Below are 23,907 nucleotides of genomic sequence, written 5' to 3'. Positions count from 1 at the left end.
CGATTCCTTGCGGTTAGCATCGGTTTGTGCGGCCTCGCGACCGCGTTCAATTTAGTGGGCCATGGTCATTTCTCACTGGAACCAGTGTTCACGTGCTTTCATGATCAGTGCCTTTGCGGCTTCCTCTTCGATGCTGGTCATCTCGACCAACTCGTCTACAGCCAGTTCTGCCAGCTCGTCGCGCGTCTGGATCTGATGTTCGGCCAGCTTCGCGAGCAGGTCGGCATCCATACCGTCAAGGCTCTTCAAGTCGAGCGCGACATTCTCGACCTTTTCTTCATTCGCAATCGCCAACGTCAGCAACGCGTCACGCGAGCGGTTACGCAGCTCGTGCACGGTGTCTTCGTCGAAGGCCTCGATCTCGAGCATTTCGTTGAGCGGCACATAAGCGATCTCTTCGAGGCTCGTGAAGCCCTCGTCGATCAGGATGTCGGCGACTTCTTCGTCGACATCGAGACGCGCCATGAACAGGTCGCGCAGAAGACCACGCTCCTGATTCTGCTTTTGCGCAGATTCGTCCGGCGTCATGATGTTGATCTGCCAGCCGGTAAGCTCGCTGGCAAGACGCACGTTCTGGCCGCTACGGCCGATTGCGACCGCCAGTTCGGTTTCGTCGACGACGACGTCCATCGAATGCTTCTCTTCATCGACGACAATCGACTGGACAGCTGCCGGCGCGAGCGCGCCGATCACGAACTGGGCGGGATCTTCCGACCATAGCACGATGTCGACGTTTTCGCCACCGAGCTCATTGCGCACAGCCTGTACCCGCGAACCACGAATACCGACGCAGGTACCGATCGGGTCGATCCGCTTGTCGTAGGCGACCACACCGATCTTTGCCCGCACGCCAGGATCGCGTGCAGCGGCCTTGATTTCCAGCAGGCCCTGCTCGATTTCCGGCACTTCCATTTCGAACAGCTTCATCAGGAATTCGGGCGCGGTACGCGACAGCTCGATTTGCGGGCCGCGCGCGGTGCGATCGACCTTGCCGATGTACGCACGCACACGGTCGCCGACGCGCAGGTTTTCCTTCGGAATCAGCTGGTCGCGGCGCAGCAGCGCTTCGACACGGCCCGATTCGACGATGAAGTTGCCCTTGTCGAGACGCTTGACCGTACCGGTCATGATGTTTTCGCCGCGCTCGAGGAAATCGTTGAGGATCTGCTCGCGCTCCGCGTCGCGCACCTTCTGCAGGATCACCTGCTTGGCGGCCTGCGCGCCGATACGGCCGAATTCGATGGACGGTACCGGTTCTTCGATGTAGTCGTCGATCTGTGCATCGGGCTTCTGCTCGATCGCTTCGAACTGCAGGATTTCCTGATCCGGCTCCTGCAGCCCCGCTTCGTCCGGCACCACACGCCAGCGGCGATAGGTTTCGTGCTCGCCGCTTTCACGGTCGATGTGGACGCGGATATCTGCGTCTTCCTCGAAGAGTTTCTTGGAGGCCGAAGCGAGGGCTGCCTCGAGTGCGGCAAATACGACGTCCTTGTCGACGTTCTTCTCGCGTGCCAGCGCATCCACCAGCATCAACACTTCGCGACTCATTGTTTGCGGCTCCTAAAGTCAACTTTGGGGATGAGGCGTGCCTTATCGATATCCGCGAGCGTGAAATCGAGCATCGCGGCGCCTTCCTTCCCTTCAAATTCCAGACCGATCGTTTCGCCTTCGGGCGCATGCACGATGCCCCGGTACGTTTTCCGTCCGTCCAATGGCTTTTTCAATGTGATCACCGCTTCGCTGCCTGCGAAGCGCTCGAAATCCGCCAGTTTTTTCAGCGGGCGGTCGAGACCCGGCGACGATACTTCGAGCCGCTCGTAATCGATGTTTTCGACCGTCAAAACGTGCTGGAGCTGACGCGTGACCTTTTCGCAATCTTCAATCGCGATGCCGGCGGGTTGGTCGATGAAAATGGCCAACATGCCGCGCCCGGTGCGCTCGATATCGACGAGCTCGTAGCCGAGACCCGAGACCGTGGTTTCTATCAGTTCCGTCAGTTGCACAATGCCCTCTAAGATGTTCGCGCGGTAAGCCTCTGCGACCCTGCGACCACCTCACACCTCGCGGGCTGCGCGCCAAGCCGGCGCACGTGGTGCTACCCGAGATGCCGAACCACACTGAACTGCGGCGCCAAAAAAAAATGGGCTGAACGCCCAAAATCTTGTTGCCGGTGGTCGCATCTGAGCCGCACATGAAAAGCCGCACGCCCAGCGACTTTGCGATTGTAGCCTTTTCCATGCCCGAACGCAATCTGCGGGACGCCTTCCGACGCCCGTCACCGCTCGATTTCAGGGGAATCTTGCGCGCTGCCGCGTGACTTGCACCCGGTCTGTGCGAAGATCGCCGCCCCTCGTTACGGGGCGCGCCTGCTGGCGCTGCGCAAGTCGCTGGCGAGACTACCGCCTGGGGTTCCCGGCTGCCGGGCCGGGACGAAAACCCGGCTAAACCCGTCAAATCGACTGCCGGAAAAAATCGCAGCCCCGGCGGCGTCTAGCGGCCGCGGGTGCGGTTACGCGGTGTACCGCGCGGACCGCCGTGATTGCCGCCCGCATTCGGGTTGCCACCGCCAGCACGACCGCCGCCAGGGCCGCCGCGATTAGCGCCCTGCGGACGGGGGCCAGCCGGATTACCACCGGTGCGGGCACCTGCCCGGTTACCGTTGCCAGTCGGCGCACGATTGCCGTCGACGTCACCACGGGCGCCGCGGTTACCCGGATTACCGCCACCGCCGCCCATCCCACCGCTCATCCCGTTACCCGCCGCATTGCCGCGGCTGCCGCCCCGGTTGCCGCCAAACCCACCGCCGAGGCCAGAACCCGCACCCCCGCCGGCCGCACCGAAACCACCGGTGGCGGCGCCACGGCGCCCTTGAGGACGTCCGCCGCGCGGCGTCTGCTGATCGAAGCGACCGTGCGACATCAGCACCGGCTCGCGGTGAATGAAGCCCATCGACGTCTGCATCGGATCGGGTTGACGGCGCTCAGGCGCCGCGTTGCGACCACCCTTCTCTTCGGCCGGCGCCTTGAGACCCACCGATGCCAGCAGGCTGCGCACCTGGTTGTCTTCGAGCTCTTCCCAGCGGCCGCGCTTAAGACCGCGCGGCAACTGGATCGGGCCATGCCGCGTACGGATCAGGCGGCTCACCATCAGGCCGACCGCTTCGAACATCCGGCGCACTTCGCGATTGCGGCCTTCGGCCAGCGCGACGTGATACCAGTGGTTGGTGCCTTCGCCGCCGCCGTCGCGGATGCGCAGGAAATTCGCCGGACCGTCGTCGAGTTCGACGCCGTGCAGCAGTTTTTGCCGCGAACCTTCAGCCAGCTCACCGACCACCCGTACCGCGTATTCACGCTCGACGCTGTAGCGCGGGTGCATGAAGCGGTTCGCGAGATCGCCCGAGGTGGTCAGCATCAGCAGACCTTCGGTATTGAAATCGAGCCGGCCGACCGCGAGCCACTTGGCGGTTTTCATCGGCGGCAATTTGTCGAACACCGACGGACGACCTTCCGGATCGGCATGGCTGACGATTTCGCCGGTCGGCTTGTGGTACAGCAGCACGCGCGGCGGCTTGTTCTGCAGCTTGCGCTTGACCGGCTTGCCGTTGATGCGAACCTGGTCGGTCGGCATGATCCGCTGGCCGATATGCGCCGGCTCGCCGTTGACCGACACACGGCCAGCGACGATCAGTTCTTCCATCTCGCGGCGCGAACCCATGCCCGCTTCCGCGAGCACCTTGTGCAGTTTCGGTGCGTCGTCGTCCGGCGACAGCACGCGCTTGGGAGCCTGCTCGCGGCCGCGCCGCAGCATCGGCGCGCGTACGCCGCCAGTCGTGCTGTTATCGGCATCGAACGCCGGCGAAGTTACGTAGGAGAACAGGTCGTCAGGCGTGGCGTCGGCTGCTGTGGGCGCTGCCGCTGCCGTTGCTGCGTCGCCGCGGCGATTCTGCCGCGCGCCGCCTTCACGCGGCGCGTCGCCGCGCGGCTCACCACGCTTGCCGCCGCCATTGGCATTCGCATTGCCGGCGCTATTGCGACGTGGGCCTTTTGCACCCGGGTCCTTGCGCGGCATGCGCACCTGCGCGACGACGACGCCGTCCGGCGGCGCTTCCGTCACGACGGGCGCCGGCTGTACCGTCTGCGCGCCATCGGCATTCTTCGCTTTCGCGCCGGCGCGGCGCCGCGCGATCAGGCTGCGCGGCCCGCGACGCAGACCGCGGCGCGGACGGTCTTCACCGTCTGCGTCCGGGGTCTGCGCCGTGGGCTCGTTTCCGGCAGCAGCAGTCTGCTGCGGTTGCGTTTCGTCGGGGCGCGCGGAAGGCACAGCGTGCTCTGCTTCGGACGAGTCGGTATCGTGGGTACGTGTCAAAACAACCTCGAGTGTCAGGTCGCGCGCCCATTGCGGGCGCGGCAAAAAAGTTCGGTTACGTCAGGCGCTGCGCGAGGCAGCCTCGTCGTCGGTCAATACGCCGTCGTCGTGAGCGGCAGCCCGGCGATCCTCAGGATCGTCATGCGCCACATCGCTCGTGTCCGCCTGGTCCGCGTGCTCCGCTTCGGAAAGCGCGGTCGAGCCGGTTGCGGGCGGAGCCGGATCGGCTTCTGCCTCGCTGGTGTTGCTACTGTCGCTTGCGGTGCCGGCGGTTTCCGCTGCGGCAGCGCCGGTATCGACCGGATGTGCGGATGCCGGTTCGGACTCGCTTGCAGACGTCGATGCGTCGCCCTGCGGTTCGGCCAGCGATTCAATGTTTGCGTCGTGCGCCGCAGCGGCAGGCTCGTGCTCGAGTGCGGCTTCAGCAGCTTCAGCATTGGGCGGCGTCTCGACGCTGATATCGGCAGCGTCGAGCGGTGCATGCTCGCCGGCCTCTTCAAGCCCCGTTGCCACAGCCACTTCGGCTTCGCCCGCGGAACCGGCTGTCGCCGGAACTTCGCCGTCGGCAAATTCGATTGAATGCTGGGCCAGCAAGTCGATATTCAATTGCGCCGACGGATCGTCCAGCGGCGGTAATTCGTCGAGCGCCTTCAGACCGAGGTCGTCGAGAAATTGCCGCGTGGTCGCATACAGCGCCGGGCGTCCCGGCACATCGCGATGACCGATCACCTCGATCCAGCCGCGATCCTCGAGTTGCTTGACGACCTGCGTATTCACCGTCACACCGCGAATTTCTTCGATATCTCCGCGTGTCACCGGTTGCCGGTAAGCGACGATCGCCAGCGTCTCGAGCACCGCGCGCGAATATTTCGGCGGCTTCTCGGGATGCAGACGATCCAGATACGAACGCATTGCCGGCTTGCTCTGGAAACGCCAGCCGGACGCAAGGCCCACCAGTTCAACACCGCGCCCCGACCACTCCTGTTTCAGGTCTTCGAGCAACGTTCGAACCGTATCTGCCGACACGCCGTCAGCAAAGAGCTTGCGCAAGTCGGCGAGCTTCAGCGGCTCCTGCGCACAGATCAAGGCAGTCTCGAGGACGATCTTCGCCTCTTGGGTATTCATGCAGCCAGATCAGACCTTATGGTTAGGCTCAAAGAACCGGATCAACCAGACGAAACAGACGATATGGAACTGAAGACGCGCTCGCCCGATTCTGATCGGTCATATTGATGGGAGCACGCACCGGGGGGCGGCGAATCAGGTCATCCAAACAGACCCGAGCCAGACCCAGCCGGACGGAGCAGCGATGTCCCGGGAGGGAATCGCGTGACTGAGCGCCATCTTACGCAAAAACAGACAGTGCGTAAAGACGAAAACCCGACGAAAACCCAGCGCACGCCCGCGACGACAGCCCGGGGGAGAAACCCACACATGGCTTCGCGACGGCCCGGCAGTGCCCCGGCAGCAGCCATACAGCTGCGCCGAAGGCACGCGCACCGGGCCAGAGGCGCTGTCCGCCTACCCGCCGTGCTGGCTCAGAAAGCGCTGCAGCCGCTCGACGCCGGCGTCCAGCCGATGCGGATCGCATGCGTAGCACCAGCGAACAAAGCCCTCGCCCTCCGGACCGAACGCACTACCCGGTGCGAGACCGAGGCCGACTTCACGCACCAGCGCCTTGCACAGCTCAAGACTGCGCGCCGCGCCAGGCAGCGAAAAGAACACGTACATCGCCCCCGGCGGCGCCTTCACGTCGACGCCCGGCAGCGCACCGAGCGCCTGCACCAGATGATCGCGCGCACCGCGCAGTTCGCCGGCCAGTTCCTGCGCGAAGCCCTCGCCCTGCTGCACGGCGGCGATACCCGCTTGCTGCACGAACGCCGGCGCGCACGACGTGTTGTACTCGACGAGCTTCGCCAGATCGTCCATCAATGCGGCAGGCGCGACGATCCAGCCGAGTCGCCAGCCGGTCATCAGCCAGGCCTTCGAGAACGAGTTGACACAGATCACGCGTTCGTCGCGCGCCGCGAGATCGAGGAAAGACGGCGCAGTGCGCGCCGCCGGATCGGCGTAATAGAGCCGCTCGTAGACCTCGTCGGCGACGATCCAGATGCCGTGCCGCCGGCAATGCTCGAGAACCGTGCGTTGCTGGTCGCGACTCATCACCCAGCCGGTCGGGTTGTTCGGGGAATTCAGCATCAGGAGCTTCGTCTGGGGCGTTAGCGCCGCCAGCAGCCGGTCGAGATCGAGTGTCCAGCCCTGCGCACCATAACCGAGCGCCACAGTCTCGACGTGGGCACCGAGGATCTTCGGAATTTCCACAAGATTCGGCCACAGCGGCGTCACCGCGACGACCCGGTCTCCCGCGCCGACCACGAGCTGTGCGGCCAGCATCAGCGCGTTGACGCCGGCGCTCGTCACCGCGATGTTGTCGACCGTGGTCGGGCCGTGCAGCGAGCTCACGTATCCGGCGAGCGCCTCGCGCAGCGGCGCGATGCCGAGGTTATGCGTGTAGAACGTCGCGCCCGTGGCGAGCGCATTGCTGGCGGCATCGCGGATGAATTGCGGCGTCACCCGGTCCGACTCGCCGAACCAGAACGGCAGCACGTCGGCGATACCGAAACCGGCGTTCGCGACTTCGCGAATCTGGGAGGGGCGCAACGCGCGCACGGCGTCACGTGCATTCGATAAAAGGGGCTGCGGCAGGTCTGATTCGCTCATCGATACATCCGGTGTCGTGGGGGAAATGCGCATGTCCGAGTTTAACGTGGCATGCGTTGCTACGAGAACGCTCGCGGCTGTGCATCGACGGGTACAGCGCGCCCGCTCAGCGCAGGTCCTCGGCGCGCGCGGGCGACTGGCGGATCAGCCCCCACACCGCCTCGGCCGCCGGCGACAGCGACCGGTCGCGCCGCCGCACCAGCTCGACGGTACGCTCGGCGCGCGGCACGAGCGGGCGGGCGACCAGCGATACCTCCGCAGGCAGCGGCAGCGCGAGCCACGGCAGCACGCTGATTCCCACACCCGCTTCGACCAGCCCGAATACCGTCGCCGAATGGCCTAGCTCCTGGACGACGGTCGCGCTTACGCCATGCTCGTCCATCGCAGCATCGATGATCGGCCGGCTGCCGGACGCGTAATCCAGCATCACGAGCCGCTCTCCTTCCAGATCCGTCCACGCCACCTGCGGTTGTGCCGCAAGCCGGTGATCCGCGCGGCAGACAACGCAAAAGGAGTCGGTCATCAGCGGCTCGCTCAGCAGGTCGTCGGTCGTGAACGGGCCGATCACCACGCCGAAATCGACCTCGCCGGATTTCACCTTGCGAATCACGTCGCTCTGCACGTCGTCGCGCAGGCCCAGCGTGATGAACGGAAACTGCTGGCCGCAACCGGCCACGATCTGCGGCATAAGACGGCAGGCGATCGTCGGGCTCGCCGCCACGACCACCCGCCCGCGACGCTGCTCGCCGATCTCGCGAATCTCGCGCAACGTGTCGTCGAGGTCGGTCAAAAGGCGCGACACACTCGCGACGAGATTCGCGCCGACGTCCGTCAGCTGGACCTCACGGGTCGTCCGGTCGATCAGCTTCAGGCCGATTTCCGTCTCCAGCTCGCGCACGCAGCGACTCACCGCCGACTGCGTCAAACCGATTTCGTCACCGGCACGGCTGAAGCTCTGTAGCCGCGACACTTCGATAAACACACGCAACTGGCGCAGCGTCACATTCATTTAGCGCTCTCATCAATCTAGTCATTTGATGCACATTGTATTGTTTCTTTCGCGACACAGTATTGATTTCAGCATGGCCTCATAGGTGCGGCAATAAGGCGCAAACGCACGCCAGGCGGGACTGATTGCACAAGATTGGTGATTGTCCTGATTTGCGGGATGGGTTTTTTGGATTCTTATACGCCCCTGGCTAGCGCCTGCGCTGGCCTGACGCTAGAGGGCTTTGAGGGGGTTGGCAGCAGAGTGGCACACTTCCTGCATTGAGGTGTGCCACAGGGTCGGCACCATCTTCGGTTCGATTGCATACCAACCGCCGTGGCAAGCCCGACCCCGCCTGGCACTCGTTTGACGGGTGCATCAAGAGTGCGCGGCGCGGGGCAGCGCACCGGAGTTAGCTTCGCTGAGGTGAAACATGATGCTGTTCGACGATTTACGAGACAACGAGTGGGCGCTGGTCGAAGCGCTGTTCTGTGCGGAACCCGCACGGAGCGAACGGCGCGGACGTCCTCGCGTGGAAGCTCGGGCGGTAGTCAACGCGGTGCTGTGGGTGCTGTCGACGGGTGAAGGCTGGTCCAAGCTTCCCGGTCGCTACCCGTCGCCGCCGACTTGCCGTCGCCGCTTCGACGAGTGGCAGGCCGACGGCACGCTCACCGAAATAGTCAAACGACTCGGCACGAGCGGCCGCGAAGTTTCGCTGCGTGGGCGCATCGGCGCCACGGCAGCGAAGCCGCCGGCACCGCCGAGCCGCGATCGCCTGCGCGGTGCATTCTGGACCAATCCGGAATCCTGGCGCGCGCCGGTCAAGATGGCCTGACGCAGATTGCTCCGCTATCGGGCGCCTTCGGGCGCCCGATGCGTATCTGCGCTGCGTTGGCCCGGGTTGACCACGTAGCAGCCACATCGCGCGTTGTGTTACGCGATATTCTGCAGACGGCCACACGTCCGTCATTCATCGCACTGGTACGCGATGTGTTTCCGTCGGCGCGACCGCGATCCACACGCGGACGCTTCTTCAGCCGCTGACGAAACATCCTTTTACTATTATTTACACCGCGCTTTCGCTCCCGGGCATACCGTAGACGTATGTCAATACACCCAGGTCGTCTGGCTTGACGGGAGCCGATATGAAACCAATGTCCCTGCTTCTGTGCGGCATTGTGGTTTCATCCATTGTCGCCATCGCCGCAGCACAGGAACGCCCTTCGGGCTGGGGCGCAAAGGACGGACGCGCGCTGGCCGCTCAACGGTCAGGCGGACAGCAGCAGAAGGGATTTACACCGCCGGTACCGCGCGGGGATCTGCGCGGCGATATCGCGAGCAACGCTCACACGCGGCCAGATCCGCCTGCGCGTAATGTGCGCAACAATACGCTGCCGCGGCAGTAGGGACGAGAGATTACTGGAGCAAAGCCGGGAACCACCTGCGCGCACGTCAGTCTCATTAACGCCATAAGCACAGCGTGGCAGTAGTAATCCGGTAAGCCCGTATCTTCGCGATACGGGCTTTTTTTTGGCTGGCCCTAGAGGCGCGCTTCCAGATCGGCGGCACGTACTTCGCTCGCAACGACGTAGTCGTTCATGCGCAGGGTGTCCCAGGTCATGGATCGCTCGTCGCGTGCGAGCCGTGCGAACTCGGCCCGCCCTCGCTCGGTCAGCACGGCTATGTCGACCGGCGCATGAAAACCGGGGGCTGGCGCCACCGTACGCTGCCGGACCGTTTCCATCAGGCCGAGCGAACGCAGATATTCGAAAACGCCGGGACGTCTGGCCCACGGGACCTGACGGTATTGCGCCCGACGCAACGCTTCAAGTACCGTTTCGTTGGAATGCGTGGTCATCTCACTTCTTTCTTAAAGTGCAGCCATGACTCAGTTTTGCGCGATACCGCAACGCGCCGCCGTTAAGGCGCCAGCGCGGAGCCATTGCGAACAGTCGTCTTGCGACGTTCGACGGCGCCGTCTCGCGCCAGGTGCTGCCGACTCTTCAGGATCCCCGTATGAACGACATGTTAGCGTCCTCTCCACGTGCCGACGATGCAACCGTTCCGGTGCGATGGCAAGAGCGTGGATTTGCCCTGAAAACCATACGTTACCCCATTTAAATTGATTCTATTCACTTTATTGGCGCTTTTTTTTGCTGCAATCGTGCTAAGGCGACGACAGCGGATCATGCTCGCCGTGGCGGGAATCTTGCTGTTCTGGCTGCTCGCCGCAGGCTGGTTGACCGCCCCGTTGCTCGCCTGGGCACAAGCCGATATTCCCTCTGCCGCCTCTGCAAATTTCTCGCCAGATACGGCGATCATCATGCTCGGCAGCGGCACCGAATACGATAACCAGGGCACGCTGGTGCCGAAGCACGATGCGTTTCTGCGCATCGTAACGAGCGCCGCGCTCTACCGACAGTGCAAACAGGTCGCGACGCGCCGCTGCACAGTGATCGTCAGCGGCGGCAATCCGCAACGGCACACGGCATCGGAAGCCGACACGTACCTGCCGTGGCTGCTGCGCGATCAGGTACCGCGCGCCGACATCGTGCTCGAAAACCGCAGCCGCACGACCTATGAGAACGCGCGCTTCGTCACGGACATTGTGAAACGCGCGGATTACAGCGCGCTGATCCTCGTCACGTCCGCCTACCAGATGCCACGCGCCCTGCTCGACTTTCGACGCTTCGGCCTGACACCGCAGCCCGCGATATCGAACGCCCGTCACGCGAACCTCGGCGTGCTGCCACGCTACGACAATCTGGTGAACGCGGAGATCGCGCTGCATGAACTGATCGGGATTGCACAGTTTCATGTCTATCGCGAAATCGGTTGGTTTTGAGATGGTGTTAATTTGCTTAGTCCTGCGATACATTTTGTACCGACCAGCAATTCATTTTGCATCATTCGGCGGCTCCGGTACCCGGTATCGCCGGTCGTTACAGGCGCAAGATGAATGTAACTAGATGTAACGGTCTGTGAATTCTGTTACGAATCGTCTGTTGGAGCGGATTTTGCTGGCTAGAATGACGTGTCTTTCCGGTTGGACAGGCATCCTTGGGTCCATTAACCACTCCTGCGGAGGTAACGATGAAGAAAGTGTCCCTGGCTATCCTGGTCTCCCTTGCTGCGATGTCGGGCGCTGCATATGCGCAGACGGACAGTGAAGGCGTCACGGTGAGCACCGATCCGGCCAAGGCTGCCGACGTCGAGCAACGTGCGCAAGACTTGCAGGCGCATCAGCAGCAATCGATGGAAGGTATGTCGATGGAAAAGGAAAAGCATCATAAGCCGATGACGCACCATCACAAGAAGGCCATGAAAGAGAAAGCTGCGCCGGCCGATGCCGCAAGCCAGTAATCGATTCGTGTAGCGCGCATCTTCGGATCGCGCCGCCAGCGCGAAAAAAGCCGAAACCGGTCACGCTGGTTTCGGCTTTTTTCTTGCCGGGATTTCTGGCGGGACGCGTCGCGCCGGTATGCTAAAGTCGCGCACCCATCCACCCCAACCCGTGCGCACCCAGGTGCGGAGGACAGAATGAGCAACATCCAGCTGGACATCGAATGGACCGAAGCCGCATCGCGGAAAATCGAAAAACTCATGCCGCGTGGCGGCCAGGAAGCGTTCCTCGCGCTGCCGCCGGTGGAATGCCTGCCGATGGAAGGCGACGTATTGTTCCTCGGCCCGGACGGCAAGCAGCAGCCGTTTATCGTTGCCGAGCGGCAATACCATCACGACGGCGACGCGGACTGGACCATCATCCTGATTCTCGATGTCCCACAGGCGACGCACTGACTCTTGCGTGTGGCGCCGGTGTCCGCGAGCGCGTCCTGATTCGTTGACTACCGGCGCGCGAATGCGACGGCGTCAGCCTATTTGATCTTCGTCAGCACGCGAATCTCCGCGTGCTCGATCCAGTCGGCGGATGCCTGCTTGTAGGCCGCGATATGCGCCGACTTCGCGTGCGCGGCGAGCGCCTCTTCGCTTTCCCATCGTTCGAAGAAAACGAACCGGCGCGGCTCCTTCACATCGCGATGCAGATCGTACTGAAGCGCGCCGCGCTCGTTGCGCGTCGGTTCGACGATCCCTTCCACCGCTTCGCGCAGTTTCTCTTCGTCGCCAGGTTTCGCGATAGAGATCGCCACCACTGCAATTTCCGACATGTGTTCCTCCTCGATGAAAAGCAGCAGAATACCGCTCGCTGCACAGACACGCTCGCACGCGCACACGCCCCGATCGCCGTACCTGACAATCAGCCACGTCTGTGATTACCCGTACATTCACGCAGCATACGAACTGCTAGACTAATTTACGACCCACCTGCCGGAGTCTCAGCTTGGTTGGCAATATTTCCCTCGCCTTCGGGCCTCCTGCTCCGGCAACCGCCCTGGTTCAGCGGTGCTTCCGCGGGTATCGACCGCGTGTGTCCGTGGTCCGCGGCCTGTGAGTTCCGTTGCCATGCCAACCGCCGACGACCGCACGCTTCCCGACCTGCTGCCCCACCTGGTGCGCAGCGACGCCGGCTGGGGCGCCACATGGTGCGCCGTCGCGCTGCAAAGCGTGTTTCAGCCGGTGTTGTCCGTCACGCACCGGCGCATCGTCGGCTATGAGGCGCTGCTGCGCGCGCACGACCACCACGGCACACCGGTCTCACCCGAAGCGCTGTTCGCCGCGACCCGCTCGCCGGACGATGCGCGCAAGCTCGATCGTCTGGCGCGCTGCATGCATGTGGCGAATTTCGTCGAGCAGGGCATCGACAATGCGTGGCTCTTTCTCAACACGCGGCCGCAGGTGTTCGAAACCAGTTGGCCGCAGCGCGTCTTCATCGACGAACTGTCTGCGCATTTCGGACTGCCGCAGGAACGCATCGTCATCGAAGTGCTCGAACAACCTGCCGATGACGAAGCCGCAGTCGCCAGCATGCTGGCCGCAGAGGAACCGCGCGACTTCCTGATCGCCATCGACGACTTCGGCACCGGCTTCTCGAACTTCGATCGCGTCTGGCGCTTTCGTCCCGACATCGTCAAGCTCGACCGCTCGCTGATCGCACGCGCGGGCAAACGCGACGGCGACAACTCGATGATCAGCCATCTGATCTCGATGCTTCATCAACTGGGGACGATGGTGCTCGCCGAAGGCGTCGAGACCGATGAAGAACTGATGATCCTCATGCAGGCCGACGTCGATTTCGTGCAGGGCTTCTGGCTCGGCCAGCCGGAGGCCTCGGTACGCGCGGCGAGTGCGCAGGCGCCTGGGCTAATCGAATCGATGTGGAGCAAGTTCTCCGAATACGAGCACACGCATGCGCGCCATCAGCGCGTGAGCTTCGAGGGGCTCGCGGAAACGGTGCTGGCCGGTGCCGGGATGTACGCGGCAAGCGGCGATCTCGCGATGGCCGCGCAAAAAGTCTTCACTTTCCCGGAAGCTCGCCGTGTGTTCGTGACGAATGCGCTCGGCCACCAGATGCTGCCGTCGATCACCCCGCACGACGCCGCACAACCCCCGGCGCGCCTCGCCCCACTATTTCCCGATACATACAGCAACTGGTCGCGGCGTACCTATTTCAAGCACGCGCTGGCCGCACCGGGACGTGTCGCAATGATGGGCCCGCATCGCTCGCTGACCGACGGCCAGGATTGCTACACCGCGGCGGTCGCGGTCGAACGGGACGGCGAGCTCAACGTATTCTGCGTCGACTTCACGCCGGCGACCGCGCTCGTCGGTACTTCGGTGCTCTGACGCTGCACCGTTGTCGGCCGGTGCTTCGCGCAGAACAAAACCTGGTCCAGCAAAACGCCTCAGTCGTCAATCCGCGAGCGCCCCGCCTTCACCTCGCCGCGCTTCGTCTTCGTGTCGAGCCGCCGCAGATTCGACGCGCGCGTCGGACGGGTTGCGATGCGCCCTTTACGCGTCACACTTACGCTTTCGATCAGTTGATCGAGACGCGCCAGCGCGGCCGCGCGATTCATCTCCTGCGTGCGATGCTCCTGCGCCTTGATAACGACCACGCCATCGCGTGTGAGCCGGTGATCGGACAACGCGAGCAGGCGCATCTTCAGCACGTCGGGCAACGACGACGCGCGCACATCGAAGCGCAGATGAATCGCGCTCGATACCTTGTTGACGTTTTGCCCGCCCGCGCCTTGTGCACGCACGGCGGTCAGTTCGATTTCGTTTGGCGGGATCGGATAGCGGGAAGTCATGGCGCGATGATAAACGGCGAGACGCAAGTGTACGACGGCATTATTGCCGTGTCTGCGCACCGGTTGCGTCCGGCGCGGAACGTCATGGTTACGGGTTCGTTTGCGCCGAACCGGCTTCATCGACGGTAGCGGCAATGCGCGCAGCCAACCCCGAATCGCGCCGGGTCGGCGTCGCAATAGCCTGCGCCAGCACCGCACGCGAACCGATCACCTCGACGCGTTCGCGCGCCCGCGTGATCGCCGTGTAGACCAGCTCACGCGACAACACCCTGCTGAACGCCGACGGCAGCACCAGCACCGCGTGTTCGAACTCGGAGCCCTGCGACTTGTGCACGGTCAGCGCGAAGGCCGTATCGTGCGGCGGCAACGCGGCCGGCGAAACCGCTCGCACGCTGCCGTCGCCGGAACGGAAATACACACGCAATGTGCCGCCCGGCCCCGGCAAGGTCACACCGATATCGCCGTTGAACAGACCCAGCGCGTAGTCGTTACGCGCGACCATCACCGGCCGGCCAGCGAACCATTTCGCGCCGACGGCGAGCGGCACATGCGCCGAACGGCGCACCTGGGCTGCCATCGCCGCGTTCAACTGTTCGACGCCGCGCGGACCGCTGCGCGTCGCACACAGAATGCGAAAGCGGTTTAGCGCGTCGAAGAGCGGCAGCGGGTCGGGGGTCGCTTCGGCAAGCGCGTTGCGCAGTGCCGCCGAATACGGCGCGAAACCTGTTGCGAGCCGCGTGACGGTGCGTTCGCTCAGGCCCGGCTCCGCGTCCTCGTGAAGTACCGCGGCACGGTCTGACTGTGGCGATGTGTCCGTGGTCAGGACATCGAATGCCGCCTGGGTCGCGCCGCGGCGGATCGCCAGCGATAACCGCCCGATCGCCGACTCCAGCCCAAAGCGATAGTTGCGCTCGAGCCATACGACGCAATCGGCGAGCGGGTCGTGTGCTGCATCGACGGGTTCCCGAGGATGCGGGCTCTCGCTACCGCTTGTGGCAAAGGCAGGATCGTCGGACAGATGAGACACCGCATCGAAATCTTCGTGCTCTGTCGGCCACCATGGCGCCGCTTCGTCACCGAGCCACATCGGTATATCGGCATCCGGCAGTGGCAGCGCATCCCAGCCATCTTCGCTGGAAGCCTCTGTCTGATACCGATCGTCGGCGCGCGGCAGTGCGGCCGTCAGCGTCGCCACATCGATGGCGAGTGCCGCCGCGATCGCATCGAGCCCAAGCGCGCTGAAACTCGGTCGCGCACTCAGTTCGGCGAACACCGCACCGGCCTCGACCGCGGCAAGCTGGTCCTTGTCGCCGAGCATCACGAGCCGCGTGTGCGGTGCGATCGCATCGAGCAGATGCGCCGCCATCGCAACGTCGATCATCGATGCTTCGTCGACCACCACCACGTCGTACGGCAACGGGTTGTCCCGATGATGCCGAAAGCGTCCACCCGGCCCCGCGCCGAGCAGACGGTGCAGCGTGTACGAAGTCTGCGGCAAGCGTGCGGCCAGTTCGGGCGGCAAGCTGCCTGCGCGTGCCAGCAGCGCTTCCTGCATGCGCTGCGCGGCCTTCCCCGTCGGTGCCGCGAGCGCGATGCGCAGATCCGCATGCATATCGAGCAGACACGCGAGCACACCCACGACCGTCGTCGTCTTGCCGGTACCCGGCCCGCCGCTGACGATCGTAAGCCCGCTCGACAGCGCCGTCGCCACCGCAACACGCTGCCAGTCGACGCCCTCTTCAACCGACGGCCCGAAGTAGCGCGACAAGCGCGCATGCAATGCGTGCGCGTCGGGCGATGCGTTCGGAAGCGCGGGATCGATACCGGCAATCCCAGCGCTGCGCGCCGCTCGCGCATGCGCGACCAGCAAACGGGCAAGACTGCGCTCGTAGTCGTAATACCGCGCGAGATACAGCCGCCCCTCCGCATCGACGACAAGCGGCCGCAACGCCGACGCGTCCTGCGACCCATCGCTGACCACACCGCTATCGAACAGCGCCGCATGAATCAGATCGAGCGGCGCGGCATAACGATGGGCGAGCGTCGACAGCGGCACGCAGACATGACCTTCGGCCGTCGCGCGACTCGCGGCAAACGCGGCGCGCGCAGCCCAGCGCACGCTTGCTGGCGTCGCGCCGAGGCGGCGCGTCAGCGTCGCAATCCGTCGCGCGAAACCGTCGGCCAGCGCCGTGCTGAAGTCGACGGGTGTGGGCAGCGTGAAGTCGGCCATGGGGAACGAAGTATCGCTCGCGCTCATGCCGCTCTCCCGTCCATCAACGCATCGAGCGCCATCACGAGGCGTTCGTCCGGTTGCCGTGCGTGGACACCGGTTGGCCCACTGCTGTCGCGCCATCCAGGCCGCACGCCGCGCACGAACAGATACAGATAGCCACCGATATGTTCGTCATACGCATAGTCGCGCAACCGCGCCTTCAGATAGCGATGCAGCGCCACCGTATAGAGCAGCGCCTGCAGGTGATACGCATGGCCCGCCATCGCGGCCTCGAGCGGCACGGCGGCGTAGTCGGCGGGCGTATCGCCGAGATGATTCGATTTCCAGTCGACGATCCAGAACTTTCCGTCATGTTCGACGATCATGTCGATGAAGCCTTTCACGAAACCGCGTAGTGCTCCGGGTTCCAGTGCGACGTCGGGATAGCCGTGCGTTGTCAGCAGATTGCGCAGCGCCGAAAAATCGAGCGAGCTGGCTGGAAACAGAAACTCGAGTTCGTTCATGCGTCGCGCCGGGTTCAACTTTGCGAGCGTCATGCCCGGCACGAGCTCGGTCGCAACGACATCGTCCAGCAGCCGCAGCATCATCGACGGCAGACGCTTCGCGAGATCGGGTGCGGCCGGCGCCGGGCGTTCGCGCAACGCGCGCACGATCGCCTCCGGCCACCTGCTGCGATCGCTGAAGTCGGCCAGTTCGAACATCCGGTGCAAACACTCGCCGGCCGCCGCGCCGCGCGGAAACGCGAGGATATCGTCGGCGGCGAGCGGTGCGGCGGCCGGCGACAGGAGTGCCGCCGGCCACGCGGGCTGCGCCACCAGATCGGCAATCTCGTCGTGGTCGGGCCGCGCATCGCCGGCCGGTGTGAAGGCTTCGTCCGCCCGCGCGCCGGCTACGACCAGCGCGCTGAAACTCGCGAGACGCCACGCGTCGCGCAGCACACGCCGACTGGTGCGCGCCTGCATACGCCGGCCATCGTCCTGCCGGCTCTCGAGCGGCACGCGCCGCTGCCCGAGTGGCAGTGCGGTGAGCGCAATCGGTCCGCCCGCGAGTGCCTGCCAGCGCGCCATCAGATCGGCTTCCTCGAGCGGCGCGGCGAGCCAGTCGTCGAACGCATGGCCGGCCCCCGCGACAAGCCAGTTCAACACGCTGCGGCGCGACTCTTTCGTCGAACGCGACGACACATAGGTGCCCGCGACCAGATAGCATCGATACACCGCACGCGTCAGTGCGACGTACACGAGACGCGCACGCTCCGCTGCCTGTTCGCGCACGGCATAGCGCGCGGCCCGCTCCGCTTCTTCGTCGTCGCAGCCGTAATGCAGTACCGCTGCGCCGTCCTCGTCGTGATACTCGCGCGCATCGGGCAAACCCGACGACGGCGGATCGCGCAAGGCGCCATCGTTCAGGAACGGACAGAACACCACCGCGTATTCGAGTCCCTTCGATTTATGCACGGTAACGATCTGCACGAGATTGCGGTCCGATTCGAGACGCAACTGCGCTTCTTCGCCGCCGCCTTGCTCGCGTTGCGCGCCGAGCCAACGCAAGGTCGGCGCAATACCGGGCTGCGACGCGGCACGCGCCTGCACGAGTTCGGCGAGATGATTCACATCGGTGAGACGCCGTTCGCCGTCGGACCCCGCGACCAGACGCTGCGCAATACCGAGTTCGCGCATCAACGTGCGCCACATCACGGCGAAACCGCGCTCATGCCACAACGTGCGATAGCGTGAAAACCGTTCGACCCAGCCCATCGCATCGGCGGCGTGCTCCTGGGTGTTGCCGGACAACGACGGTGCATCGGCCACCTGCTCCAGTTGCCAGAGCGCGGCTGCGTCGAGGCCGAGCCAGTCGGTGGCGAGCGCGGCGCGCAGACGACGCAGATCGCCGGGTGTGTCGACGGCGGCGAGCACACGTTCGATCTGCTCCGCGTCGAGCGTCGCGAACACCGAGGCCTGAGCAAGCTCCACACTGCCGACACCCCAAGCTGCGAGCACCCGCTTGATCTGACTGCCCTGCCGATGCGTCTGCACGAGCACCGCGATATTGCCCGGCGCGAGCGGCTCGTCGCCGATCGTCACCGTATGTTCGCGAGCACCGCGCAACAACCGCACGATCTCCGCGGCGCATGCTTCGCTCGCGGCGCGCTGCGCCTCGCGCTTCGTTAGCGCAGCGTCGCCTTGCGGCAGGGTCCAGATGCGAAAATCCGGGCTTTCATCAGTGCTTTCGTCCGCCTCGCCGTGAGCGGCTTGCGTGTCTCCGTCGACGAACGGCTTGCGTTGCCGCTCGCCCGCCCGCACCGGCTGATACGTCAGCCCGTCGAGCACGAACGCCTGCGGGTTTGCAGCGAAGATGCGATTGCACGCTTCGACGATCGGCGCCGTCGAGCGCTGGTTGACCGCCAGCGTGTAGCACGCGGACGCTTCGGCGCGCGCGGCCAGATACGTATGCAGGTCAGCCGCCCGAAAACTGTAGATCGCCTGCTTCGGATCGCCGACGAGAAACAACGGACCGGCCGGCGCAAAGATCCGGTTGAAGATCGCGAACTGCAACGGGTCGGTGTCCTGGAACTCGTCGATCAGCGCGGCCGGATAGCGCACGCGCAACGCATCGGCGAGCCACGGATGCGCCGCCAGCGCGCGATATAGATTGGACAGCAGGTCGTCGAACGAGACGACGCGGCGCGTGCGTTTGCGCGCGGCGAGTTCGGCTGGCGCGAACTCGAGCCATGTCTGCACGAGGTCTAGCCAGCGCGCGCGCTGGGCGATCTCGGCCGCGACGACGGCGGCTGCGAGATCGTCGGCGAGCGTGAAGAAGGCGTGTTCGGGCGGCTCGAACTTGACCTTCGTCGCTTTTTTCAGCGCCGAGGCTGTCAGTTTCAACGCCGCGCTCGGTGGTGGCGCGTGATGGTCGTCTTGCGCGAAGTAATCGGTCCACGCGGCGACGGCTGCGTCGATTGCATCCGGTTTGTGCGACGTCTGTTTGAGCCGGTCCTGCGTTTGCGCAAGCAGCGCGACGATCGCATCGCGTTCAGCGGTCCACATTTCGTGTGCGGCAGCAAAACGGACTTGCGGGTCGATCAGAGCGATATGCGCAGTGCCGTCGCCGCCAAGCTCGCCTTGCGCGCGCAGGTCGCCCCAGCGCAACTGCGCCAGCGGCTTCTTTAGACGCCGCGCAAGCTGTTCGTCGAACGATGCAGGCCCTGCCCGTTTACCAACGAGCCATGCTGCAAACGCAGGATGATCGGCGGCAACGGGTTCCACCTGCTCGCGCCAGAAATCGGCGGCGAGTTCGAAGCGCAGCGCGGCATCGTCGGCTTCCATCTCGAACGCGAATGGCATTGCCGCCGCGAACGGCGCCTCCTGCAGCGCGCGCTGACAGAACGCGTGGATCGTATGAATCGCTGCCTGATCGAACGTGCGCAACGCGCGCCGGACAATACCGGTTGCCACAACACGATCGATACCGCCATCGGCCGCAAGCGTCGTATCGAACAACCCGGCGATGAACGGATCGCCACCGTCGTCACCGGTTTCGAGCGCCCGGTGCAGTTCGGCGAGACGCCCGCGGATGCGCTCGTGCAACTCGGCGGTGGCCGCTTTCGTGAACGTGACGACGAGAATCTGGTCGGCGTTGAGGTTCTTCTCGAGCAACAACCGCACGTACAGGGCGCAGATATTCCACGTCTTGCCCGTTCCCGCCGATGCCTCGATCTGGTTCACGCCATCGAGCGCACAACCGAAGACATCGAGTTCCTGTGCCCACATCGCGCCGCTCATGACCGGCTCCGCAGATGCTCGCGCAGCGGTGCAAACACGAGCGTCGCGAGCGTACCGAACGGCTCGTCGAGCGACAGCGGCGTGCCACGCCACGCGATGCGCAGCGCCGGATCGTCCGACTCGCCGCGCACGCGATCGCTGATCCACGCGTTCTGCGCCGCGGAGTCGCTCTCGTTGACCTTGGCCCACGCGCTCTTCGGAAAGAAGCGCAGCGGCAGCGACCGTCCCGCGCGGAACAGCGCGGCGAGCGGCGCCAGCAGTTCGAGCGGCGCGGCGACCGGGGCGAATTCGAAGGTGTCGCCGCTGCCGTGCCAGACCGTGCGGCGCGGACCATCGGGTCGCGCCGCGCAATAGACGAGATGCGCGAGCCAGGCCGACAGGTAGTCGCGTGCAGTCGGCTTTGCGTAGCGGAACATCACCTGGCCGGTTTCGGTGACCAGGTTCAGCGTGCCATGCAATTGCAACGGTGCTTCGGCGGTCTGACGCAGTTCGTCGTCGTAGGGGCCGAACAGTTCGATGCCCGCGGTGTCGGGCCAGCGCGGCGCGAGATCGAGGGCAAACTGTAGTCGCTCGACGCCCTCCGCTACGGCATGCCTGACGTTGTCGGCGAGCTGACGCAGTGCGCCCAGTTCGCGCGCCTGCCAGACCTCGCCAGTCGCACCACCCGGTAGTTCGGGGCTCGCCTGCGCAATGCGCCGGATGCGTCCGAGCGCGGCGTCGCCGGTTCCGGCATCGAGCAGCGCCGGCAACAACCTTTCAGCGAGCGCATCGCGGCCTGCGTAGTCGAGTTCGAATGGTTCGATGTCGAGCAGTTCGCCCTGCGTATCCGTCAGCACGATGCCAAGCCGGTCGCGCAGCAACGCGCGCGCGGGATGACGCCAGAAGCGCTGGAACGTATCGAACGGGACCGGGTCCGCGGGTTCGGCGGGCAGCGGTGCCGAGAAGAACGGCTGGTTTGCTGCGCGCGGTGGACCGCTCAGCAGCGCGGCCAGTTCCGCGCGCTCGGGGTCGTAGGTGAAGAGCGGCGTATCCCCGTCGTGGGCCGCGAAGTAATCGGCGGCGAACGGTTGCAGCGGATGCTCGACGATAAACGTTCGGCGTGCCGCGTCGAGTTGCGCCGGTAGCGCATTCTCTCCCGCCGATACGCGCGCAAGATGATCGAGCAGCTCATCGACAAGCGCGGCCGGCGGCAGCGGCGCGTTATCGCGGATGCTGCGGCCGGTGTACGCGATCAGCAGACGATCGCGCGCGGCCAGCAGCAGATCGAGGAACAGATTGCGCTCGTCGTCGCGGCGCTGCCGGTCGCCGGGTTTGCCGAACGCCGCCATCAGATCGAATTCGTCCGCGCGTGCGAGGCTCGGCAGCACGCCGTCGTCCATGCCGAGCAGGCACACGATCCGGTACGGTAGCCCGCGCAGACTCGTCAGCGACGAGAACGTCACGCTGCCCCACGGCACGCCGCCGCGCGCGGGATCATCGAGTGCGGCGGCAAGCGCCGTGCGCACCACCGACGCCGGCAGCGACACATCGAGCGCGCCGCTCTGCATCGCATCGCCCATCGCATCGATGGCGCCGCGTACGTCGGCGAGCGCGTCCGCAAACGCGACGCCGGTGTCGAAGCATTGCGCGAGCGTGTCGAGCAGCAGTTGCGTCCATTCGGCTGGGGTCTGCTCGGTGGCGCAACGGCGCGCGAAGCTGTCGAGATGATCGACGAAGCGCGCCAGCCGGCCGAGCAGTTCCGCATCGGGACCGCCCGCACCTTCGACGGGCAACCATGCATCGACGGGTTCGCCGTGGTCCGGCATTGCGTAGCCGAGAAACAGGCGGGTCAATGCGTCCGCGAATGTATGACGCGCTACCGGTATCGCGGCATTGACCGGCTCCGTAGGTTCAACCGGTGCGAGGCCGCGCCGCGCGCCTGCCGCCGCCAGCCATTCCTGGGCCGTTTCGAGCGCAGCCGCATCGATGCCGTAGCGCGCCGCCACCGCATCCACGCGCAACCATTCAATCAGTTCGGGCGCCCCCACATTGCGCTCGGGCAGCGCCAGCCAGTCGAGCAGCACGCGCGCGACCGGGTTGGCCTGGGTCGGCGGCAAACCGGTGATGCGATACGGAATGCGCCGCAGCGACGATTCATGACTGCCTGCCGGCGCCGTGCCGAACACTGCATCGATCAGCGGGCCGGCCGTGGCCAGATCGGCGCAAGCGACCAGCACATCGGACGGCTGCAGATCGTCGAATTCGTCGAACCAGCCGAGCAGCCGGTCGTGCAGCACTTCGAGCTGGCGCGACAGGCTATGGCAGACATGCACTTCGATGCCATGCGCTTCCGGCGCGGCTGAGTAGCCGGACTCCGGCTCCAGCTCAAGAATCGCGTTCTGCACGGTCGCGAGCCAGGTCGATGCCGGGTTGCCGACATACAGTGACGCTTCGCTCGATGCGGCGCTCTCGGTCAGCTCGTGCAGCATGTGCAACTGCGCCTGGGTCTGCCGCCCCCACTCCGCGAGCAGCGGATGCCCGACCTCCTGATAGTCGAGTTGCCCAGCGGCATCGAGCGCTTCGACACGCCGTTCGCTGACGATATCGAACCAGAATTCGCGGCACGGATTCAGCGCGTACAGCCGCACATCGACCCAGCGCGATAATGCGCGCAGCAGTTCGATATGCAACGGCGGCATGGTGGGCAACGCGAACACATGGACGGCGGCGGGCCAGCCCGCGCGTGAAATCGCATCGAGATCGAGCGTGCCGACCTCATCGAGAAAACGGTAAGCGGGCGGCGTCGCCGCGGTCGGCGAGCGGCCAGCATGTTTGCGGCCACCGGGTTCGCGCTTTTGCCCGTCTGCCATTTCGTCGGCGACTTCGGCAAGCAGCGCGCGCCACAGCGCGGCCTGCCAGCGCTCGTCCTCGCGGGCGGCGGCACTCGCACCGATCAGACGCGGACCGGTCTCGCCCGCCTCCGGGCCCGCAAAGATCGAACCGCCCTTCTGCCATTGCAGCAGCCATTCCGGACGGTAGGTCAGATAGTGATCGAGCACCGTCGCGACGCGTTGCGAGAGTTCGTAGCGCATCGACGGGTCGGCGGCTTCCAGATAGGCGCGCAGTCGAGGCGAGGCGTTCCATGGGGCATGGGACGGCGCTTCGGCGGTCCGCCCGAGTTGCCGGTAGCAGCGCCAGACGAGCCGATCCGGCGCGAACGGCGAATGCGGCGGCACCGGGATCACACCGTCGATCTGCGCCCACAACCATTGCGCCAGATAGCGGAAGTCGACGTTCGCACACACGCCGCGCTGCGCCGCGATGTCGAGTTCGAGCCGACGCCGCACCGCGGCGCTCGGCACGATGACGGGCCGCGGCGTCCACGGGTCGGACGCGGCGTCGGTCTCCGCCATATCGGCGAGCAAGGCGGCTACGAGTGTCTCGTACCGGTTCGAATAGAAGATCTGGAGCATGGAGCCTGTGGAAAGGGATCGCGCGGCGCGGATGATCGAGCCGCAACGGTCCTGAAGCGACAGCATAGCAAAGGCACCGGTGCCGCAGAACCGCTGCACGCGAACGCGGTCAGACAGCCTGCAAAATCAGTTAGACTCGACGGCGTTTGGGTTCTGCGCTGCA

Annotated in this window: 18 protein-coding genes; 6 read left to right on the top strand and 12 right to left on the bottom strand. The window is 64.9% G+C overall.

Going from position 1 to position 23,907, the window contains the following annotated elements; translation table 11 throughout:
* Window positions 1–72 precede the first annotated feature (72 nt).
* The 6 genes from nusA to M0D65_RS23250 all read right to left on the bottom strand — a co-directional run bounded on the left by nusA (window position 73) and on the right by M0D65_RS23250 (window position 8,095).
* Window positions 73–1,548, bottom strand: a complete 1,476-nt coding sequence (gene nusA, locus M0D65_RS23275) for a transcription termination factor NusA (protein ID WP_091016074.1) — start codon at window positions 1,546–1,548, stop codon at window positions 73–75.
* Entirely contained in the window at window positions 1,545–2,003 is a 459-nt protein-coding gene (gene rimP, locus M0D65_RS23270) for a ribosome maturation factor RimP (protein ID WP_091016071.1), read from the bottom strand. The genes nusA and rimP overlap by 4 nt, the downstream gene beginning before the upstream one ends.
* Window positions 2,004–2,490: 487 nt before the next feature.
* Window positions 2,491–4,365: a 23S rRNA pseudouridine(2605) synthase RluB gene (gene rluB, locus M0D65_RS23265; protein WP_266254759.1), complete on the bottom strand. Its 1,875-nt coding sequence runs from the start codon at window positions 4,363–4,365 to the stop codon at window positions 2,491–2,493.
* A gap of 60 nt (window positions 4,366–4,425) precedes the next feature.
* Entirely contained in the window at window positions 4,426–5,490 is a 1,065-nt protein-coding gene (gene scpB, locus M0D65_RS23260; protein WP_266254758.1) for an SMC-Scp complex subunit ScpB, read from the bottom strand.
* A gap of 396 nt (window positions 5,491–5,886) precedes the next feature.
* A complete protein-coding gene (locus M0D65_RS23255) occupies window positions 5,887–7,086 on the bottom strand; it encodes a pyridoxal phosphate-dependent aminotransferase (protein ID WP_266254757.1) in 1,200 nt (399 codons plus the stop codon).
* Between the two features lie 106 nt (window positions 7,087–7,192).
* Window positions 7,193–8,095 carry a LysR family transcriptional regulator gene (locus M0D65_RS23250; protein WP_091016063.1) on the bottom strand — a complete coding sequence of 301 codons (903 nt, stop codon included), beginning with the start codon at window positions 8,093–8,095 and terminating at the stop codon, window positions 7,193–7,195.
* 412 nt (window positions 8,096–8,507) lie between these two features.
* Here M0D65_RS23250 and M0D65_RS23245 point away from each other — a divergent pair, with 412 nt between their 5' ends.
* Both M0D65_RS23245 and M0D65_RS23240 read left to right on the top strand, forming a co-directional pair.
* Window positions 8,508–8,909, top strand: a complete 402-nt coding sequence (locus M0D65_RS23245; RefSeq protein ID WP_091016060.1) for a transposase — start codon at window positions 8,508–8,510, stop codon at window positions 8,907–8,909.
* Between the two features lie 310 nt (window positions 8,910–9,219).
* Entirely contained in the window at window positions 9,220–9,480 is a 261-nt protein-coding gene (locus M0D65_RS23240) for a hypothetical protein (RefSeq protein WP_266254756.1), read from the top strand.
* Between the two features lie 134 nt (window positions 9,481–9,614).
* Here the strand turns inward: M0D65_RS23240 and M0D65_RS23235 are convergent, their stop codons facing one another.
* Entirely contained in the window at window positions 9,615–9,932 is a 318-nt protein-coding gene (locus M0D65_RS23235; RefSeq protein WP_091016056.1) for a hypothetical protein, read from the bottom strand.
* A gap of 330 nt (window positions 9,933–10,262) precedes the next feature.
* Between M0D65_RS23235 and M0D65_RS23230 the strand changes: the two genes are divergently transcribed.
* From M0D65_RS23230 to M0D65_RS23220, 3 genes are all read left to right on the top strand, one after another.
* Window positions 10,263–10,919, top strand: coding sequence for a YdcF family protein (locus M0D65_RS23230; protein ID WP_266254755.1), 657 nt, complete (start codon window positions 10,263–10,265; stop codon window positions 10,917–10,919).
* A 248-nt stretch (window positions 10,920–11,167) separates the two neighbouring features.
* Window positions 11,168–11,437: a hypothetical protein gene (locus M0D65_RS23225; RefSeq protein WP_266254754.1), complete on the top strand. Its 270-nt coding sequence runs from the start codon at window positions 11,168–11,170 to the stop codon at window positions 11,435–11,437.
* 177 nt (window positions 11,438–11,614) lie between these two features.
* Entirely contained in the window at window positions 11,615–11,872 is a 258-nt protein-coding gene (locus tag M0D65_RS23220; RefSeq protein ID WP_007182306.1) for a hypothetical protein, read from the top strand.
* A 77-nt stretch (window positions 11,873–11,949) separates the two neighbouring features.
* Here M0D65_RS23220 and M0D65_RS23215 read toward each other — a convergent pair whose 3' ends face one another.
* Entirely contained in the window at window positions 11,950–12,240 is a 291-nt protein-coding gene (locus M0D65_RS23215) for a putative quinol monooxygenase (protein WP_266254753.1), read from the bottom strand.
* A gap of 295 nt (window positions 12,241–12,535) precedes the next feature.
* On the opposite strand from M0D65_RS23215, the gene M0D65_RS23210 reads away from it, so the two are divergent.
* Entirely contained in the window at window positions 12,536–13,816 is a 1,281-nt protein-coding gene (locus M0D65_RS23210; RefSeq protein ID WP_266254752.1) for an EAL domain-containing protein, read from the top strand.
* A 59-nt stretch (window positions 13,817–13,875) separates the two neighbouring features.
* On the opposite strand, the gene arfB is transcribed toward M0D65_RS23210, so the two are convergent.
* The 4 genes from arfB to recC all read right to left on the bottom strand — a co-directional run bounded on the left by arfB (window position 13,876) and on the right by recC (window position 23,744).
* Window positions 13,876–14,280: an alternative ribosome rescue aminoacyl-tRNA hydrolase ArfB gene (gene arfB, locus M0D65_RS23205; protein ID WP_096719050.1), complete on the bottom strand. Its 405-nt coding sequence runs from the start codon at window positions 14,278–14,280 to the stop codon at window positions 13,876–13,878.
* Window positions 14,281–14,368: 88 nt separating this feature from the next.
* Complete coding sequence (locus tag M0D65_RS23200) at window positions 14,369–16,537, bottom strand: AAA family ATPase (protein WP_266254751.1); 2,169 nt, start codon at window positions 16,535–16,537, stop codon at window positions 14,369–14,371.
* Window positions 16,534–20,292 (bottom strand): exodeoxyribonuclease V subunit beta, encoded by a 3,759-nt coding sequence (gene recB / locus M0D65_RS23195; protein ID WP_266254750.1) that lies wholly within the window; start codon window positions 20,290–20,292, stop codon window positions 16,534–16,536. Before recB ends, M0D65_RS23200 begins: the two co-directional genes overlap by 4 nt.
* Window positions 20,289–23,744, bottom strand: a complete 3,456-nt coding sequence (gene recC, locus M0D65_RS23190; protein WP_266254749.1) for an exodeoxyribonuclease V subunit gamma — start codon at window positions 23,742–23,744, stop codon at window positions 20,289–20,291. Before recC ends, recB begins: the two co-directional genes overlap by 4 nt.
* Between the last annotated feature and the right edge of the window lie 163 nt (window positions 23,745–23,907).

The sequence above is a fragment of the Paraburkholderia sp. CHISQ3 genome (assembly GCF_030464945.1).
Taxonomy (GTDB): domain Bacteria; phylum Pseudomonadota; class Gammaproteobacteria; order Burkholderiales; family Burkholderiaceae; genus Paraburkholderia; species Paraburkholderia megapolitana.
Note: the sequence above shows the minus strand (reverse complement) of the source record. Positions and strands in the feature narration are given on the sequence as shown.

Excerpts from the sequence above, each read along its gene's own strand:
- nusA (WP_091016074.1), bottom strand. The coding sequence starts at position 1,548 with ATGAGTCGCGAAGTGTTGATGCTGGTGGATGCGCTGGCACGCGAGAAG.
- scpB (WP_266254758.1), bottom strand. The coding sequence starts at position 5,490 with ATGAATACCCAAGAGGCGAAGATCGTCCTCGAGACTGCCTTGATCTGT.
- M0D65_RS23255 (WP_266254757.1), bottom strand. The coding sequence starts at position 7,086 with ATGAGCGAATCAGACCTGCCGCAGCCCCTTTTATCGAATGCACGTGAC.
- M0D65_RS23250 (WP_091016063.1), bottom strand. The coding sequence starts at position 8,095 with ATGAATGTGACGCTGCGCCAGTTGCGTGTGTTTATCGAAGTGTCGCGG.
- M0D65_RS23245 (WP_091016060.1), top strand. The coding sequence starts at position 8,508 with ATGATGCTGTTCGACGATTTACGAGACAACGAGTGGGCGCTGGTCGAA.
- M0D65_RS23240 (WP_266254756.1), top strand. The coding sequence starts at position 9,220 with ATGAAACCAATGTCCCTGCTTCTGTGCGGCATTGTGGTTTCATCCATT.
- M0D65_RS23235 (WP_091016056.1), bottom strand. The coding sequence starts at position 9,932 with ATGACCACGCATTCCAACGAAACGGTACTTGAAGCGTTGCGTCGGGCG.
- M0D65_RS23230 (WP_266254755.1), top strand. The coding sequence starts at position 10,263 with ATGCTCGCCGTGGCGGGAATCTTGCTGTTCTGGCTGCTCGCCGCAGGC.
- M0D65_RS23225 (WP_266254754.1), top strand. The coding sequence starts at position 11,168 with ATGAAGAAAGTGTCCCTGGCTATCCTGGTCTCCCTTGCTGCGATGTCG.
- M0D65_RS23220 (WP_007182306.1), top strand. The coding sequence starts at position 11,615 with ATGAGCAACATCCAGCTGGACATCGAATGGACCGAAGCCGCATCGCGG.
- M0D65_RS23215 (WP_266254753.1), bottom strand. The coding sequence starts at position 12,240 with ATGTCGGAAATTGCAGTGGTGGCGATCTCTATCGCGAAACCTGGCGAC.
- M0D65_RS23210 (WP_266254752.1), top strand. The coding sequence starts at position 12,536 with ATGCCAACCGCCGACGACCGCACGCTTCCCGACCTGCTGCCCCACCTG.
- arfB (WP_096719050.1), bottom strand. The coding sequence starts at position 14,280 with ATGACTTCCCGCTATCCGATCCCGCCAAACGAAATCGAACTGACCGCC.
- M0D65_RS23200 (WP_266254751.1), bottom strand. The coding sequence starts at position 16,537 with ATGAGCGCGAGCGATACTTCGTTCCCCATGGCCGACTTCACGCTGCCC.
- recB (WP_266254750.1), bottom strand. The coding sequence starts at position 20,292 with ATGAGCGGCGCGATGTGGGCACAGGAACTCGATGTCTTCGGTTGTGCG.
- recC (WP_266254749.1), bottom strand. The coding sequence starts at position 23,744 with ATGCTCCAGATCTTCTATTCGAACCGGTACGAGACACTCGTAGCCGCC.